The organism is Pseudomonas sp. Sample_22, assembly GCF_004307635.1.
Lineage (GTDB): Bacteria > Pseudomonadota > Gammaproteobacteria > Pseudomonadales > Pseudomonadaceae > Aquipseudomonas.
The window spans coordinates 1-13891 of the sequence record NZ_RCNY01000066.1 but is presented as its reverse complement, the minus strand read 5'-3'; the positions used below and the strand labels follow the sequence as shown (position 1 = coordinate 13891).

Sequence of the window (13891 nt, the reverse complement as noted above, 5' to 3'; positions counted from 1 at the left end):
AGTAACCCTAGAGTTATCTTTACTCAAGCACAAAAACGCCAGACGCGACGCTCGGCTGTTTTACAAAGTGTGTTATCCGACGCTTCTTCCTTTCCGGCAGAAAGCGGCGTGGCCGGTTACGCCAAAGCCTGCCCCGATTACACTCAATGACCAGGGCCTGACCGATAGGCGACTATCGCCAGCAGGTTCGCTTGTGCATTGAATCTCTAAAAGGACTACCGATGGATCGCCTGGGCGCAATGGAAACCTTTGTCTACGTGGTGGAAACCGGGTCGTTTTCCGCAGCGGCCAGACGCCTGAATATCGGTCAGCCCGCCGTGTCGAAAATCATCGCGCAACTCGAATCGCGGCTGGCGGTGCGACTGTTGTTGCGTTCCACCCGGGGCCTGGCGCCCACCGAGGCCGGGCTGGCATTCTTCGAGCGGGCCAAACGCGCCCTCGAAGAAGCCGATGAGGCAGAGGCCGCCGCCCGCGGTGCGGCCCGCGGACTGACTGGCAATCTGCGTGCCTGCACTGCGGTGACGTTCGGCCGAATACATATCGTGCCGTACCTTGGGCCATTTCTTGAGCAGAACCCGGAACTGAACATTGACCTGATGCTCGATGATCGCAACGTCAATCTGGTGGAAGAAGGCGTTGATGTCGCTCTGCGAATGGGCACCTTGAGCGACTCGGGGCTCACCGCGCGCAAGATCGCCGAATGTCGGCGCGTCGTGCTGGGTACACCGGCGTACTTCGAAAAACACCCTGAACCCACTTGTCCATCAGACCTGTGCAATCATCAGGCAATCGTCTACACCCTGGGCGGCAGCGCCAACTGGCTGTTCAAAAGGGCTGGAGAGGAGCAATCGGTGATCATCAATGGCCGCCTGCGCATCAGCGCCGCAGAAGGATTGCGTGCGGCCGTACTGTCCCATCAAGGGCTGACCATGGCGTCGCAGTGGATGTTCGCGCCGGAGCTGGCCAGCGGTGCGGTCCGTGAAGTCATGCACGAATGGACCTTGCCCAATCAGGACCTGTGGGCCGTGTTCCCCACCGGCAGAATGGCCAGCGCCAAGGCGCGGGCGTTTGTGGAATATGTGCAGGGATTGTTGATGACACAGGCCAGTGCCCATCGATGACGGGGCGAAGCTTTTACCGAAATTCAACCGAGGTAGACCCGGCCGCCAGCATCATGCCCATGCGGATTGCTCATCAATGCATTCAAGCAAGCGCGTCACTGTATTTTCCAAGGCTCCGGAATTGTCGAGTATCCGCAAGGTCGGGTCGTTGTCGGCAAGGACACGCTTGTTGAAACGGGCATTGCGCGCCAGTCGCGCATCGATTTCCGCCACGGATTCGCGCCCTCGGGCCAACAAACGTGCACGCAACACGGTTTGGTCCACGGTCAGCAGCACCACGTGCATGTTCGGATAACGCGCGCGAGCGTTCTGCAAGTGCCCGCGCGAGCCGTTGACCAGCACGTCATTGCCAGCGGCCAGCCAATCGTCGATTTCCCGCGGGATGCCATACGAGAGGCCATTGGCATGCCAGCTCAAGGCAAACGCACCCTGTGCTTCCATCTCGGCGAACTGCTGCGTGCTGACGCCCAGCGCCGCTTCACCCAGCGCTTCGGCCGAACGTGTGATCACGCGTCGAACGATGCGGCAGCCACGTTCGGCCAGCCGCGCGCGCGCAGCATCCAACAGGCTGTCCTTGCCCGAACCGGAAGGTCCGATGAGATAGATCAACCTGCCTGACATCAACATACCCTCGGCATTGGTCGTTTATTGGTAAGGCCACTGGCAAACGGTCCTGACCGTGCATTGTTCGACGATGGCGCAACGGTTTCAACGGCCATAAAAAAGGCGACCTCGACGGTCGCCTTTTGCATCATTGCCCGAACTGCCGGCCCAAACCACCCGGCACCCCTTGGATATCCGTTTCCTCCCAAGGCCCTTTCGGACTGATCGAACGGCTCCAGCCATTATCCCAACGGTAATAGGTCCGCTGGCGATAAAAGGTATTGGGCTGATCATCCAGCACATAAACCCCAAGCTTGGGATCCCAGTGACTGTTGCCCCCGGGCGGCGGCGCGAAACTGGCGGAAGTGCGAGGCAACGGTTTGGCTGGCTTGGCCGGCGTCGTCGGTTTGCTCGGCACGGTAGTCGGTGCAGGCTTGGTACTTGGCTGCGACGGCGGAATCCGTGACGGCGCCGGCTGCTCCATCGGAGGCCGTTGAACCGCACAAGCGCTCAGCCCTAAAACAACGCTGAGCAGGGTAATTCGAGCGATGGCGGTCATGTTTGCATTCCTGTTATTTGTCCGGGCTGTCGATGGTCAGTTTTTGCGGCGCTGTCGTGCTGCTGGACAGTGGCTGGCTGCGACCGATCCACTCGCCAGCCGTTGGTTGGCCGGCGCGGGAGATGCGCGCAACCAGTTGGACTTCAGGGAAGTTCGACAGTTTCAACTGCGGCATCATTGCGTCGGCATCGCCCAGTTCGACGGTTGCCGGCAGGTCGGCCACGGTCAGGCGCTTGGCTGCCAATGGCGCGGGTGGGCCGGAAGTGGCGCGGGCGAAGATGAACACGCTGTCACCGGGCTGCACCTTGGCCTTGAGCTCCGGAGCCAGATCGACACTGACCTTGAGCAATGCCGATGCCTTGGCCGCTGGCGCCTTGGCCACCTGACCACCGCTGGCGACCAGTTTCTCGGTGGCGCGGGTAATTCCGCCTTGCAGCGCGATCCGCGATTTATCGTCCGCAGGCAATTGCTCCAGCAGGCGATTCCAGTAATCGACCGCTTGCTGGTAACGCTCGCCTTCGAATGCCGCGATGCCCAACAAACCGAGGCTGGTGACTTCTTTCGGGTCGGCTTTCAACGCTTCGTCAGTCAACGCCTGGATCTTGTCCGACCACTGCTTGCCATCCGCGAAGTACAAGGCCTGCGCCCACTGCCCCAACAATTCAGGCTGACGTCCGGCCAGGTTCACAGTGCGCTCGAAAATTTTCGCTGCATCGGCCGGACGATCCTGAGTCATATACGTACGGCCAAGGAAATACAGCGCCTCAGCAGAGTCTGGCTGTGCCGCGACTGCACGCTCCAGACGCTGGGTCATTTCTTCCATCGACTTCGGTGCCTGGGAGAATTCCCGGGTCAACTCGACTTTGTCGCTGGCACCGAAATGCAGGTACAAAGCCAAGCCCAGCACGGGGACCAGGATCGCCGCCAACAGCGGTGCCGGTTTGCCCAGACGCGAGACACGCGGCGCGGCAACGCCCTCGGTGTCGGCGAGTAATTCACGGGCTGCTTCGGCGCGGCCGGCAGCCATTTGCGCGGCGTCGAGTACGCCCTCTTCCTGCTGAGTCTGCAACTCAGCCACGCGCTCCTGATACAACGCAACGTTCAGGGCGGTACGATCCTCTTCAAGCTGGGCGCGACGACTGCGCAGAATGGGGATCAGCAGAAAACTCAGGGCCACCAGTAGGAGCAGACCTGCAGCGAGCCAGAAATCAATCATTCTTGGTTTTTATCCAACAGTTGATCGAGGCGCTTGCGCTCCTCGGCAGAAAGCGAGTCCGGGGTATCGGCGCGTTGCACACGACGACGGCGGACAATCACCGCGATGATCACCAAACCACCCAGCAGCAGGCCGGCAGGGCCGAACCAGAGCAAGGCGGTCTTGGCGTTGAGGGCGGGTTTGTAACGGACGAAATCACCGTAGCGATCGACCATGAAGTCGATGATCTGCTGGTTGTCCTTGCCCTCGCCAAGCATGCGGAAAATTTCTTTGCGCAAGTCAGCGGCGATCGGTGCGTTGGAATCGGCAATGTCCTGGTTCTGGCACTTGGGGCAACGCAGCTCCTTGGTCAGTTCGCGAAAACGCTCGCGGTCGCCTTCCTTGGCGAACTCGTAGGTGTCGATGGCGGCATGGGCCACACCGGCCATGCTCAGGCCCAGGACAACGGCGGCGATCCAACGCTTCATGGCTTGGCCTCGTCGACCAGCGCCTGATACTTGGCCGCCAGTTTTTCACGCCAGACTTGCTCGTCGATCACGCCGACGAACTTGTCGCGGATGATGCCCTTGGCGTCGATGAAGAAGGTTTCCGGAGCGCCGTAAACACCGAGGTTCAGGCCCAGGGTGCCGGCATCGTCGCGGATGTCCAGTTGATACGGGTTGTGGAATTCCGCCAGCCACTTCAAGGCATCGGCGTTGACGTCCTTGTAGTTGATGCCATAGATCACCACGCCCTTCTCGGCCAGTTTGTTCAACACCGGGTGCTCGACCCGGCAGGAAATGCACCAGGTGCCCCAGACGTTGACCAGCGCCGGCTTGCCCAGAATGTCGGCGCGGGTCAGGGTTTTATCGCCCTGCACCGCTGGCAGGGAAAACTCCGGGAACGGCTTGCCGATCATGGCCGAAGGCAGCTCGGCCGGGTCCAGGTACAGACCGCGATAGAGGAACACCGCCACCAGCAGAAAAATCGCCAGCGGCAACAACATTAACCAACGCTTCATGCAGTGGCTCCCGACATGCCCAGTGCTTCACGCACGCGGCTTTTGACCTTGACGCGATAACGCCGATCCAGCGCCGCCAGCAACCCGCCCAGGCCCGTGAGCAAGCCACCGAACCAGATCCAGCGCACGAACGGTTTGACGTGCACGCGCACCGCCCAGGCGCCATCGCCCAGCGGCTCGCCCAGTGCGACGTAAAGGTCACGGGTGAAACCGGCGTCGATCCCGGCTTCGGTCATTACCGAGTTCTGCACGGTGTAGAGGCGTTTTTCCGGATGCAGCACGCTGATTTCCTTGCCATCGCGGATCACCCGTACGGTGCCCTTGTCGGACGTGAAGTTCGGACCTTCAAAGTGCTTGGCGCCTTCGAACACGAACTGGTAACCGCCCAGGTCCATCGATTCACCCGGCGCCAGGCGCAGGTCGCGTTCAGCACTGTTCTGGCTCGACAACACCACACCCAGCGCACACACGGCAATCCCCAGGTGCGCCACCTGCATGCCCCAATAGCTGCGGGTCAGGGTTGGCAGGCCTTTGATCAGGCCTTTGTGGCGCGTCTTGTCGAAGATGTCACGCACGCCGGCCAGCAACACCCAGGCGGCGAGCATGAAGGTCGCCAGCACTGCCCAATTGAAATCACCGTAGGCAACGCCGGCCACCACCGCCAGCGCGGCACTGCCGAGCAGCACCGGGGTCAGCATGCTGACCAGCCATTTCACCGGGGTGTCTTTCCAGCGCACGATCACGCCGACCGCCATCACCAGCATCAGCAACGCCATCAATGGAATGAACAGCGCGTTGAAGTACGGCGGGCCGACCGACAGCTTGGCGCCAGTCATGGCATCGAGAATCAACGGGTACAGCGTGCCGAGCAGGATCATCGACGCCGCCACCACCAGCACCAGGTTGTTACCCAGCAGCAAGGTTTCCCGGGACCACAGGTTGAAACCGACCTGACTCTTGACCACCGGTGCGCGCAAGGCGAACAGGGTCAGCGAACCGCCGACCACAAACAGCAGGAAGATCAGGATGAACACGCCGCGTTCCGGGTCGGAGGCGAAGGCGTGAACCGAGGTCAACACACCGGAACGCACGAGGAAAGTGCCCAACAGGCTCAACGAAAACGCAGCAATCGCCAGCAGCACGGTCCAGCTCTTGAACACGCCGCGTTTCTCGGTGACCGCCAGCGAGTGAATCAGCGCCGTGCCCACTAGCCAGGGCATGAACGAGGCGTTTTCCACCGGATCCCAGAACCACCAGCCGCCCCAGCCGAGTTCGTAGTAAGCCCACCACGAACCGAGGGTGATGCCGATGCCGAGGAAAGCCCAGGCGACAATGGTCCACGGACGCGACCAACGCGCCCACGCCGCGTCGAGTCGCCCGCCCATCAACGCGGCGATGGCGAAAGCGAAGGCCACGGAGAAACCGACATAGCCCATGTACAGCATCGGCGGGTGCACGATCAGGCCGATGTCTTGCAGCAACGGGTTAAGGTCGGCGCCATCGCCGGGCACTTGCGGCAGGATGCGCTTGAACGGGTTCGACGTGAGAATCAGGAACAGCAGGAAACCGGTGCTGATCATGCCCATCACCGCCAGGACGCGGGCCAGCATGACTTGCGGCAACTGCCGGGAGAACACTGAGACGGCGAAGGTCCAGCCGCCGAGGATCAAGGCCCACAACAGCAATGAACCTTCGTGGGCGCCCCACACCGCGCTGAACTTGTAATACCACGGCAACGCACTGTTGGAGTTATTGGCCACATAAGCCACGGAGAAGTCGTCGACCATGAAGGCGTAGGTCAGGCAACCGAAGGCGAACAGCAAGAACGCGAACTGCCCCCACGCGGCTGGCTGGGCCAGGCTCATCCAGAAACGGTCACCGCGCCAGGCACCGATCAACGGCACCACGGCTTGAACCAGAGCGAAACACAGGGCCAGGATCATGGCCAAATGACCAAGCTCGGGAATGAAGATGCCGGATGTCATGGATCAACCCTCCTTCGCGGGCGTTGGAGCCGATTGACCGCTGTCTTTCAACGCCTTGGTCACTTCCGGCGGCATGTACTTTTCATCGTGCTTGGCCAGCACTTCATCGGCCACCACTACGCCATCGGCATTGAGTTTGCCCAGGGCAACGATGCCCTGCCCTTCGCGGAACAGGTCCGGGAGGATGCCGCGATAAGCGATGGTCACGGATTTGTTGAAGTCGGTGACGACGAACTTTACATCCAGCGAGTCGCCGGAACGCTGCAAGGAACCGGCCTCGACCATGCCGCCCGCGCGGATGCGCGTGTCTTGGGGGGCTTCGCCGTTGGCGATCTGGGTCGGTGTGTAAAACAGATTGATGTTCTGCTGCAGGGCACTCAGGGCCAGGCCGACGGCAGCGCCGACGCCGACCAGAATCGCCAGAATGATGATCAGACGCTTTTTACGCAGGGGATTCACTTGCCGTTCTCCCGGCGCAGACGACGCGCCTCTTGTTGCAGATACCGCTTGCGGGCCAGGATCGGCGCCGCCACGTTGAGGGCCAGCACTGCCAGGCAAATGCCATAGGCCGACCAGACATACAGGCCGTGATGGCCCATGGCGAGGAAATCGCCGAATGACGCAAAACTCATCGAGCGACCTCCAGGCTGCTTTGCACTTCGGCTTTCACCCAACTGGCCCGTGCTTCGCGCTTGAGCACTTCAAGGCGCATGCGCAGTAGCAATACCGCGCCGAAGAAGCAGTAGAAACCCAGCGCCGTCAGCAGCAATGGCAGCCACATCTCGGCGGGCATCGCCGGTTTTTCGGTGAGGGTGAAAGTCGCGCCCTGGTGCAGGGTGTTCCACCACTCCACCGAGTATTTGATGATCGGGATATTGATCACGCCGACAATCGCCAGCACCGCGCAGGCCTTGGCCGCACTGTCACGATTGCTGATGGCGTTGCCCAGCGCAATGAGACCGAAGTACAGGAAAAGCAGGATCAGCATCGACGTAAGTCGTGCATCCCAGACCCACCACGAGCCCCAGGTCGGTTTGCCCCAGATCGCCCCGGTGACCAGCGCCACGGCAGTCATCCAGGCACCGATGGGCGCTGCGCATTGCAGGGCGACGTCGGCCAGTTTCATCTTCCACACCAGCCCGACGACGCCGCACACCGCCAGCATCACGTAGATGGACTGCGCCAGCATGGCGGCCGGAACGTGGATATAAATGATGCGGAAGCTGTTGCCCTGCTGGTAGTCCGGCGGGGCGAACGCCAGGCCCCAGACCACGCCAACGCCGATCAGCAGCAACGCCGCGACACTCAGCCATGGCAGCATTTTGCCGCTGATGCCGTAAAACCATTTGGGCGAGCCGAGCTTGTGAAACCACGTCCAGTTCATAGTGTTTCCGTCACGGTTGCTCTTTACTGTGAAGAGCCAGGGCCTGTCTTTCTTCAAAAGAAGTGATCAAAAAATGACCAGGCCTCGTTATTATTCGCCGACGCTGATCTTCAGGCCAGCAGCTATTGCAAAAGGTGTCAGGGTTATCGCCAGGGCGGTCAGGCTACCCAGCCACAGCAGATAACCGGTCGCCGGCATGCCTTGCAAGGCGGCCTGCAAGGCGCCACTGCCAAGGATCAACACCGGGATGTACAACGGCAGAATCAGCAACGCCAGCAACAGGCCGCCGCGCTTCAAACCCACCGTCAGCGCTGCGCCCACCGCTCCGAGCAGGCTCAGCACCGGTGTACCGAGCAACAACGAAAGCAGCAACACCGGCAGACAGGCGGCAGGCAAACCGAGCATCAACGCCAGCAAGGGTGCGAGCAAAACCAGTGCCAGGCCGGAAAACGCCCAGTGTGCCAGCACCTTGGCCAAAACCAGAAGAGCCAGGGGGTGCGGCGAAAGGACCCACTGTTCTAGGGATCCGTCTTCGAAATCACTGCGGAAAAGCCCGTCCAGCGAGAGCAGGACCGATAAAAGCGCGGCCACCCAGACCAACCCCGGAGACAAGGTTTGCAACAATTGAGACTCGGGACCGACCGCCAACGGGAACAGCGAAACCACAATCGCGAAGAACACCAACGGGTTGGCCAGTTCAGCAGGACGGCGGAACAATAGACGGGCCTCACGGGCCACCAACAGGCCGAAAACACTCATACGGCCCATTTCCCCAGATCGATATCGCGGTAACCGGCCGGCATGCGGCTCAGCGTATGGTGAGTGGTCAACACCACCATCCCACCGCGTTCGCAGTGCGCAGCCAGGTGCTCTTCGAGTTGCGCCACGCCTTGCTTGTCGAGGGCCGTGAATGGTTCGTCGAGAATCCACAGCGGCGGGCTCTCCAGATACAAACGCGCCAAGGCAACGCGGCGTTGCTGGCCGGCGGACAATGTGTGACAAGGCACATCTTCGAAACCGCGCAGCCCTCCTGCGGCCAAAGCGTCCCGGATCGCTTCATGGGAAGCGGGTTGATGCAGGGCACAGAGCCAACTCAGGTTCTCTTCCGGCGTCAGCAAGTCCTTGATCCCGGCGGCATGGCCGATCCACAACAGATTGCGCGCCAGCTCGGTGCGTTGCTCGTTCAACGGCTGGCCGTTGAGCAGAACCTCACCGGCCGTCGGCTGCATCAGGCCTGATAACAGACGCAACAGACTCGTCTTGCCGCTGCCGTTGGGGCCGCTGATCTGTACCATTTCGCCACTGGCCAGTCGCAAATCGAGATTTTCGAAGAGCAGCCGAAGGTCTCGCTCACAGGCAAGGGCAACGGTTTGCAGGACAGGACTGGTCAAGGGTTCACGGGCCTTATACGGTTCAAGTCGGCTCTGGCGCGGCCGTTAAAGAGATGCAGGATAAAGGTAATGGCGGCCCGAACTAACGAGCTGGATCAAATAATTGCAATGTTTCCGGCACTCTGTATACAACTGCGCGGCATTATACATGCCAGCTCCTACTCTAAAGAGTGCATTTTCCCAAGGTTGTGACCGCGTATGACAGGCGAAATGAACATCCTCCCGCTACCGCAGATCACCCCGACATCTGCGCGCCCACAGGTAGTAAGCGGCGAGTTGCTCAAGCTGCTGACGCCCATCGAAGGTCTGATCACGGCGGGCCAGACCGCCAAGGCTGAAGTGCTGTCGCTCAAGCAGGCGGACCAGACGTTTCAACTGTTGCTCAAGGTCACCCTCGAAAGCGGCCGCCAGACCACGGTCCAGGCCACCAGTAATCAACCGCTGGCCCAGGGCACCAGCGTGGCTGTCACCCAGCCGTCGGCGGGCAATCTGGCGATCACCGTTCAACAAGCCATTGCTTCCAGTGTCGCCACGCTCACCCGCATCGACACCGCGCAACTGCCAGTCGGTACGCTGTTGCAGGGCAAAGTGCTGACCTCCCAGGTGTTGCCTCAAGTGCCCGGCCAACCGACGGTGTTTCGCTCAATGGTCAGCCTGCTCAACACCGCATTGAGCGGCAGCACCCTGAGTGTCGACAGCCCGCAACCCTTGCGCATCGGCACCTTGCTCAGCGCGCAGGTGCAGGACACGCATACGCTGAAATTCGTACCGCTGAGCAGCCGTCAGGAACAGTTGGCGGTAACCCAGCAACTGGTCAGCCAGACCAGCCGTCAGGGTTCTCTGGATGGCTTGCTAAAGCTCCTGCAAAACCTGCCGCCCTCGAACCAGACCTCCGGTGACGTGCGTGCTGCGGTAGACAAGCTGCTGGCCGGCCTGCCGGACGTTCACCAACTGAGTACACCAAAAGGCCTTGCGCTGGCGCTCGCCGGTAGCGGTGCGTTCCTCGAATCGAAACTGCTGACCGGCCAGAACCCGGCACTGGCACCCGACATGAAAGGCGACTTGCTCAAGCTGATCGCGCAACTGACGCCGGGGCTGCCGGCCAGTACCAATCTCGGTGCAATCATCGCCGCCAACACCCTGGCCCAGGCGATGCCGAGTTTCGTGCGCAACGCGCTGGGCATGCTCGGCCAGGTCAGTGCCAAGCCGTCGCCCACCAGTTTTCCACTGCCCGAACGGATGTTGCAGAGCGCGGACGGCGAAGACGATCTCGAACACCTGCTGCGCCTCGCCGCGGCAGCGGTTTCACGCCTGCAAAGCCATCAGTTATCGAGCCTGGAGCAAACCGGAGTGACCAACGACGGACGACTGATGAGCACCTGGCAGCTGGAAGTGCCGATGCGCAATCTGCAGGACATCGTGCCCTTGCAGATCAAGTTCCAGCGCGAAGACGCACCGGATAGCGAACAACCCCAGGAACGCCGCGACGAACGCGAGCCGAAACAACAACTGTGGCGGGTCGATCTGGCCTTCGACATGGAGCCGCTGGGGCCGATTCAGGTCCAGGCGCAGTTGATCAAGGGCAGCCTGTCCAGCCAGCTGTGGGCCGAACGGCCATACACCGCCAGCCTGATCGAAAGCAATCTGGCGACATTGCGCGCGCGCATGCTCGATTGCGGCCTGAACGTCGGCGATCTCGATTGCCACCACGGCAAACCGCCCCAAGGCCCACAAACCCGCCTCGAACAACGCTGGGTCGACGAAAACGCATGAACAATCCCAACGCCCCACGCCAGGCCATCGCCCTCAAATACGACGGCAGCCACGCCCCTACCCTCACAGCCAAGGGTGACGAAGAACTGGCGGAAGAAATCCTGCGGATCGCCCGCGACTATGAAGTGCCGATCTACGAAAACGCCGAACTGGTGAGACTGCTGGCGCGGATGGAGCTCGGCGACAGTATTCCGGAGGCGTTGTATCGCACGATTGCCGAGATCATCGCCTTTGCCTGGAATCTCAAAGGCAAGTTTCCGGCGGGGCAGGATCCGGATGCGGTCATGGTCGAGAAAGACATTACCGAACGCGGGGAGGACTACTAAGAATTCAAGGACGCCATCGCCAGCAGGCTGGCTCCTACAGTGATCCGTGGCGGCAGAGGATTTTGTGAACGACACCGAACGACTGTAGGAGCGAGCCTGCTCGCGATGGACTCAAGTGCGCCGCGTTTATTCAGAATGCCAATTCGCGGGCAGCCAGTGCCGGGCCATGATCAATTAAATCTCCCGGTGGGATTTGGCAGGGGCAGGCCGGTGGCAGGATCGAGGCCTTTCTCTGTGCAGAGTTTCTCGATCAGCTCTGCGGAGGGAATGACGGGGACCGCCGAGTCACGCTCTCGTTTCCATTGGAAGGTGCCGTCCCATTCGGGCAGGGTTGCAGGTGGGAGTGGGACGATGTCGTCCAGGTCGGGGATTTTTGCCCCTAAATGTTCATGACGTCGCAGAAACAAGTTAATTTTTCTGTATCGTTCGACGCGTTCAGCATCCCGCTCAAGTGCCAGATAATAAAGCTCATCGGACGCTGGCGGGCCCTCGAATGCGTTAGCCATTCGACTGGCACTATTGGCATCGCCGTTACGAATTGCTGTCTGATAACCTTGCAGCGACTGTTGGTAATGTCCAGTAACTTTCGAATAACTCGAATAATTTCTTCCTGCTAATTTATGGCCTTGCTCCATAGCACATTTGTACATCGCCAGCATGATTTCGGCTGCATTAGGTACATAGGACAGAAGTCTGCCTACATAATATTGAGCATCCGGGTTCCCCAAGTCGGCTGCTCGACGAAAGTATGCTCTGGACGCAGCAACATCTTGTTTGACGCCATACCCTAACTCCAGGTAGTGCGCCATGTCGTAATAAGCTCCGGGAATGCCTTTGTCCACATAGTACTCAGCTAAATCAATGGTCTCTTTGCTTGGGTCAGGAGAGTGGGCCTGTCCGGTTGACAGCAGATACTGCAGATTAGTGGCGGCTTTGTAATGATCATGTGCAGCTGCGATACGATAATAGCGGGCGATCTCGTTGTAATCCTTCTGCCCTTTACGTTTTTCCAGGTAAAGACCATACCGATAGAGAATGTCCGCGTCCTGGTCCAATACCGGTAACGAATCGCTTTCGTGAACGCACTTGAATTCCAGACTACTGTAAGCGAAGTCCACCGACGCAGATTCAGGCATTGGCTCGTCTTTTTCTGAGCAGGCCGTGATCAGCAAGTAGCTGACAAACGCCAGTAACAGCCTACCCACCCCCACCCGATTACTTATCAAATTTCGCCGCATGACATCACGTTTCACTGAGTACCTTCGCTATCATCCATTCACTTCCCAAACTGCCCACTTACAAATCCACACGGTAATGCTCAGGTGGCCTCGCTGAGTTTTGGCAGTGGCAGACCAGTGGCAGGATCGAGACCTTTTTCTGCGCTGAGTTTCTCGATCAGTTCTGCGGAAGGAATGACGGGCACCGCCGAGTCACGCTCTCGTTTCCATTGGAAGGTGCCGTCCCACTCTGGAACGGTTGCAGGAGGGAGTGGGACTATGTCGTCTAGATCGGGGATTTTTGCGCCGAGGTGTTCGTGGCGACTCAAAAAAAACATAATTTTACCGTATCGATCGACGCGTTCGTCATCTTGTTCTAATGCCATATAGTAAAGTTCATCAGATGGCGGTGGTCCTTTAAAAGCATTTTCAAGACTATGTGCGCTAGTAGTGTCACCATTTCGGATAGCTGTTTGATAACCGTGGAGAGCTTCTTGGTATAACCCTGAACCTTGCGCGTAAACTGCGTATCGTCCACCGGCCGCACGATTACCCTGCTCCATGGAGCACTTATACATCTCCAACATGATTTCGGCTGCATTAGGTACGTAGGACAGAAGCCTGCCTACATAATACTGAGCATCCGGGTTTCCCAAGTCGGCCGCACGCCGAAAATAGGCTCTTGAGACTGCAATATCCTGTTTGACGCCATAACCCAACTCAAGGTAATGCGCCATGTCGTAGTAAGCCCCCGGAATACCCTGAGCAATATAATACTCGGCCAGATCGATGACCTCTCTAGCCGCATCAGGAGAATCGGCCTGTCCGGTTGACAGCAAATTTTGAAGATTGGTCGCAGCCTTGTAATGATCCTGTGTAGCTGCGAGACGGTAATAGCGAGCGATCTCGTTGTAATCCTTCTGTCCTTTACGTTTTTCCAGGTAAAGGCCGTACCGATAGAGGATGTCCGCATCCTCGTTCAATTTCGGCAAGGAATCGCGCTCATATACACATTTAAACTCCAACTTACTGTAGGCAAAGTCTATTTGCGAAGCGTCCAACATACTTTCCTCCTCTTTTGAACACGCCAACATAAAAACACAAACAAACAAGATAAAAATCACTCCCCTCATACTTAGTCCCAATTCTTCCTTTCGGAACTCTCTTGCAAAAATTCAATCAATGATGCGATAGGAGATTCCGAATCCATCACAGATTTTCTTTGCAAACTACGCGTTCTACGCTCATCGTTTTTGCGAGAAATTTCTTTCCATATTTCTGATATCCCATACATATCATCCCCCACCGCCCTCCCC

At 59.0% G+C, this 13891-nt stretch carries 17 protein-coding genes; 3 read left to right on the top strand and 14 right to left on the bottom strand.

Annotated features, from left to right (window positions below):
- The first annotated feature begins 221 nt into the window (after positions 1–221).
- Positions 222–1121 carry a LysR family transcriptional regulator gene (locus tag D8U73_RS17450; protein ID WP_130905237.1) on the top strand — a complete coding sequence of 300 codons (900 nt, stop codon included), beginning with the start codon at positions 222–224 and terminating at the stop codon, positions 1119–1121.
- 51 nt (positions 1122–1172) lie between these two features.
- Here the strand turns inward: D8U73_RS17450 and phnN are convergent, their stop codons facing one another.
- The 11 genes from phnN to ccmA all read right to left on the bottom strand — a co-directional run bounded on the left by phnN (position 1173) and on the right by ccmA (position 9259).
- Positions 1173–1742: a phosphonate metabolism protein/1,5-bisphosphokinase (PRPP-forming) PhnN gene (phnN, locus tag D8U73_RS17445; protein WP_130905236.1), complete on the bottom strand. Its 570-nt coding sequence runs from the start codon at positions 1740–1742 to the stop codon at positions 1173–1175.
- A 130-nt stretch (positions 1743–1872) separates the two neighbouring features.
- Positions 1873–2283, bottom strand: a complete 411-nt coding sequence (locus tag D8U73_RS17440) for a hypothetical protein (protein WP_130905235.1) — start codon at positions 2281–2283, stop codon at positions 1873–1875.
- A gap of 13 nt (positions 2284–2296) precedes the next feature.
- Positions 2297–3499, bottom strand: coding sequence for a c-type cytochrome biogenesis protein CcmI (gene ccmI / locus D8U73_RS17435; RefSeq protein ID WP_056852988.1), 1203 nt, complete (start codon positions 3497–3499; stop codon positions 2297–2299).
- Complete coding sequence (locus D8U73_RS17430) at positions 3496–3966, bottom strand: cytochrome c-type biogenesis protein (protein WP_056852989.1); 471 nt, start codon at positions 3964–3966, stop codon at positions 3496–3498. The genes ccmI and D8U73_RS17430 overlap by 4 nt, the downstream gene beginning before the upstream one ends.
- Complete coding sequence (locus tag D8U73_RS17425) at positions 3963–4499, bottom strand: DsbE family thiol:disulfide interchange protein (RefSeq protein ID WP_056852990.1); 537 nt, start codon at positions 4497–4499, stop codon at positions 3963–3965. Before D8U73_RS17425 ends, D8U73_RS17430 begins: the two co-directional genes overlap by 4 nt.
- The gene (locus D8U73_RS17420; protein ID WP_130905234.1) at positions 4496–6484 is read right to left on the bottom strand and encodes a heme lyase CcmF/NrfE family subunit; all 1989 of its coding nucleotides are present in this window, start codon (positions 6482–6484) and stop codon (positions 4496–4498) included. The genes D8U73_RS17425 and D8U73_RS17420 overlap by 4 nt, the downstream gene beginning before the upstream one ends.
- A 3-nt stretch (positions 6485–6487) precedes the next feature.
- A complete protein-coding gene (gene ccmE / locus D8U73_RS17415) occupies positions 6488–6943 on the bottom strand; it encodes a cytochrome c maturation protein CcmE (RefSeq protein ID WP_056852992.1) in 456 nt (151 codons plus the stop codon).
- Positions 6940–7116, bottom strand: coding sequence for a heme exporter protein CcmD (gene ccmD / locus D8U73_RS17410; RefSeq protein WP_008055370.1), 177 nt, complete (start codon positions 7114–7116; stop codon positions 6940–6942). Before ccmD ends, ccmE begins: the two co-directional genes overlap by 4 nt.
- Complete coding sequence (locus tag D8U73_RS17405) at positions 7113–7868, bottom strand: heme ABC transporter permease (protein WP_056852993.1); 756 nt, start codon at positions 7866–7868, stop codon at positions 7113–7115. Before D8U73_RS17405 ends, ccmD begins: the two co-directional genes overlap by 4 nt.
- A 90-nt stretch (positions 7869–7958) precedes the next feature.
- On the bottom strand, positions 7959–8627 hold the full coding sequence (ccmB, locus tag D8U73_RS17400) for a heme exporter protein CcmB (RefSeq protein ID WP_007980754.1): 669 nt from the start codon (positions 8625–8627) through the stop codon (positions 7959–7961).
- Complete coding sequence (gene ccmA / locus D8U73_RS17395) at positions 8624–9259, bottom strand: cytochrome c biogenesis heme-transporting ATPase CcmA (RefSeq protein ID WP_130905233.1); 636 nt, start codon at positions 9257–9259, stop codon at positions 8624–8626. Before ccmA ends, ccmB begins: the two co-directional genes overlap by 4 nt.
- A gap of 198 nt (positions 9260–9457) precedes the next feature.
- Between ccmA and D8U73_RS17390 the strand changes: the two genes are divergently transcribed.
- Together D8U73_RS17390 and D8U73_RS17385 are read left to right on the top strand one after the other, a co-directional pair.
- Entirely contained in the window at positions 9458–11032 is a 1575-nt protein-coding gene (locus D8U73_RS17390) for a flagellar hook-length control protein FliK (protein ID WP_130905232.1), read from the top strand.
- Positions 11029–11358 (top strand): EscU/YscU/HrcU family type III secretion system export apparatus switch protein, encoded by a 330-nt coding sequence (locus D8U73_RS17385; protein WP_056852996.1) that lies wholly within the window; start codon positions 11029–11031, stop codon positions 11356–11358. Before D8U73_RS17390 ends, D8U73_RS17385 begins: the two co-directional genes overlap by 4 nt.
- Before the next feature lie 170 nt (positions 11359–11528).
- On the opposite strand, the gene D8U73_RS17380 is transcribed toward D8U73_RS17385, so the two are convergent.
- The 3 genes from D8U73_RS17380 to D8U73_RS29355 form a co-directional block, all read right to left on the bottom strand.
- On the bottom strand, positions 11529–12596 hold the full coding sequence (locus D8U73_RS17380; protein ID WP_241668532.1) for a DUF6396 domain-containing protein: 1068 nt from the start codon (positions 12594–12596) through the stop codon (positions 11529–11531).
- Positions 12597–12676: 80 nt separating this feature from the next.
- On the bottom strand, positions 12677–13639 hold the full coding sequence (locus tag D8U73_RS17375; protein WP_130905231.1) for a DUF6396 domain-containing protein: 963 nt from the start codon (positions 13637–13639) through the stop codon (positions 12677–12679).
- Positions 13640–13710: 71 nt separating this feature from the next.
- The coding region (locus D8U73_RS29355) for a hypothetical protein (protein ID WP_206663024.1) at positions 13711–13891 on the bottom strand (181 nt) is incomplete at its 5' end.

What these genes read in the sequence shown, in the direction of transcription:
- D8U73_RS17450 (WP_130905237.1), top strand. Translation starts at nt 222, where the DNA reads ATGGATCGCCTGGGCGCAATGGAAACCTTTGTCTACGTGGTGGAAACC.
- phnN (WP_130905236.1), bottom strand. Translation starts at nt 1,742, where the DNA reads ATGTCAGGCAGGTTGATCTATCTCATCGGACCTTCCGGTTCGGGCAAG.
- D8U73_RS17440 (WP_130905235.1), bottom strand. Translation starts at nt 2,283, where the DNA reads ATGACCGCCATCGCTCGAATTACCCTGCTCAGCGTTGTTTTAGGGCTG.
- ccmI (WP_056852988.1), bottom strand. Translation starts at nt 3,499, where the DNA reads ATGATTGATTTCTGGCTCGCTGCAGGTCTGCTCCTACTGGTGGCCCTG.
- D8U73_RS17430 (WP_056852989.1), bottom strand. Translation starts at nt 3,966, where the DNA reads ATGAAGCGTTGGATCGCCGCCGTTGTCCTGGGCCTGAGCATGGCCGGT.
- D8U73_RS17425 (WP_056852990.1), bottom strand. Translation starts at nt 4,499, where the DNA reads ATGAAGCGTTGGTTAATGTTGTTGCCGCTGGCGATTTTTCTGCTGGTG.
- D8U73_RS17420 (WP_130905234.1), bottom strand. Translation starts at nt 6,484, where the DNA reads ATGACATCCGGCATCTTCATTCCCGAGCTTGGTCATTTGGCCATGATC.
- ccmD (WP_008055370.1), bottom strand. Translation starts at nt 7,116, where the DNA reads ATGAGTTTTGCGTCATTCGGCGATTTCCTCGCCATGGGCCATCACGGC.
- D8U73_RS17405 (WP_056852993.1), bottom strand. Translation starts at nt 7,868, where the DNA reads ATGAACTGGACGTGGTTTCACAAGCTCGGCTCGCCCAAATGGTTTTAC.
- ccmB (WP_007980754.1), bottom strand. Translation starts at nt 8,627, where the DNA reads ATGAGTGTTTTCGGCCTGTTGGTGGCCCGTGAGGCCCGTCTATTGTTC.
- D8U73_RS17390 (WP_130905232.1), top strand. Translation starts at nt 9,458, where the DNA reads ATGACAGGCGAAATGAACATCCTCCCGCTACCGCAGATCACCCCGACA.
- D8U73_RS17385 (WP_056852996.1), top strand. Translation starts at nt 11,029, where the DNA reads ATGAACAATCCCAACGCCCCACGCCAGGCCATCGCCCTCAAATACGAC.
- D8U73_RS17380 (WP_241668532.1), bottom strand. Translation starts at nt 12,596, where the DNA reads ATGCGGCGAAATTTGATAAGTAATCGGGTGGGGGTGGGTAGGCTGTTA.
- D8U73_RS17375 (WP_130905231.1), bottom strand. Translation starts at nt 13,639, where the DNA reads ATGTTGGACGCTTCGCAAATAGACTTTGCCTACAGTAAGTTGGAGTTT.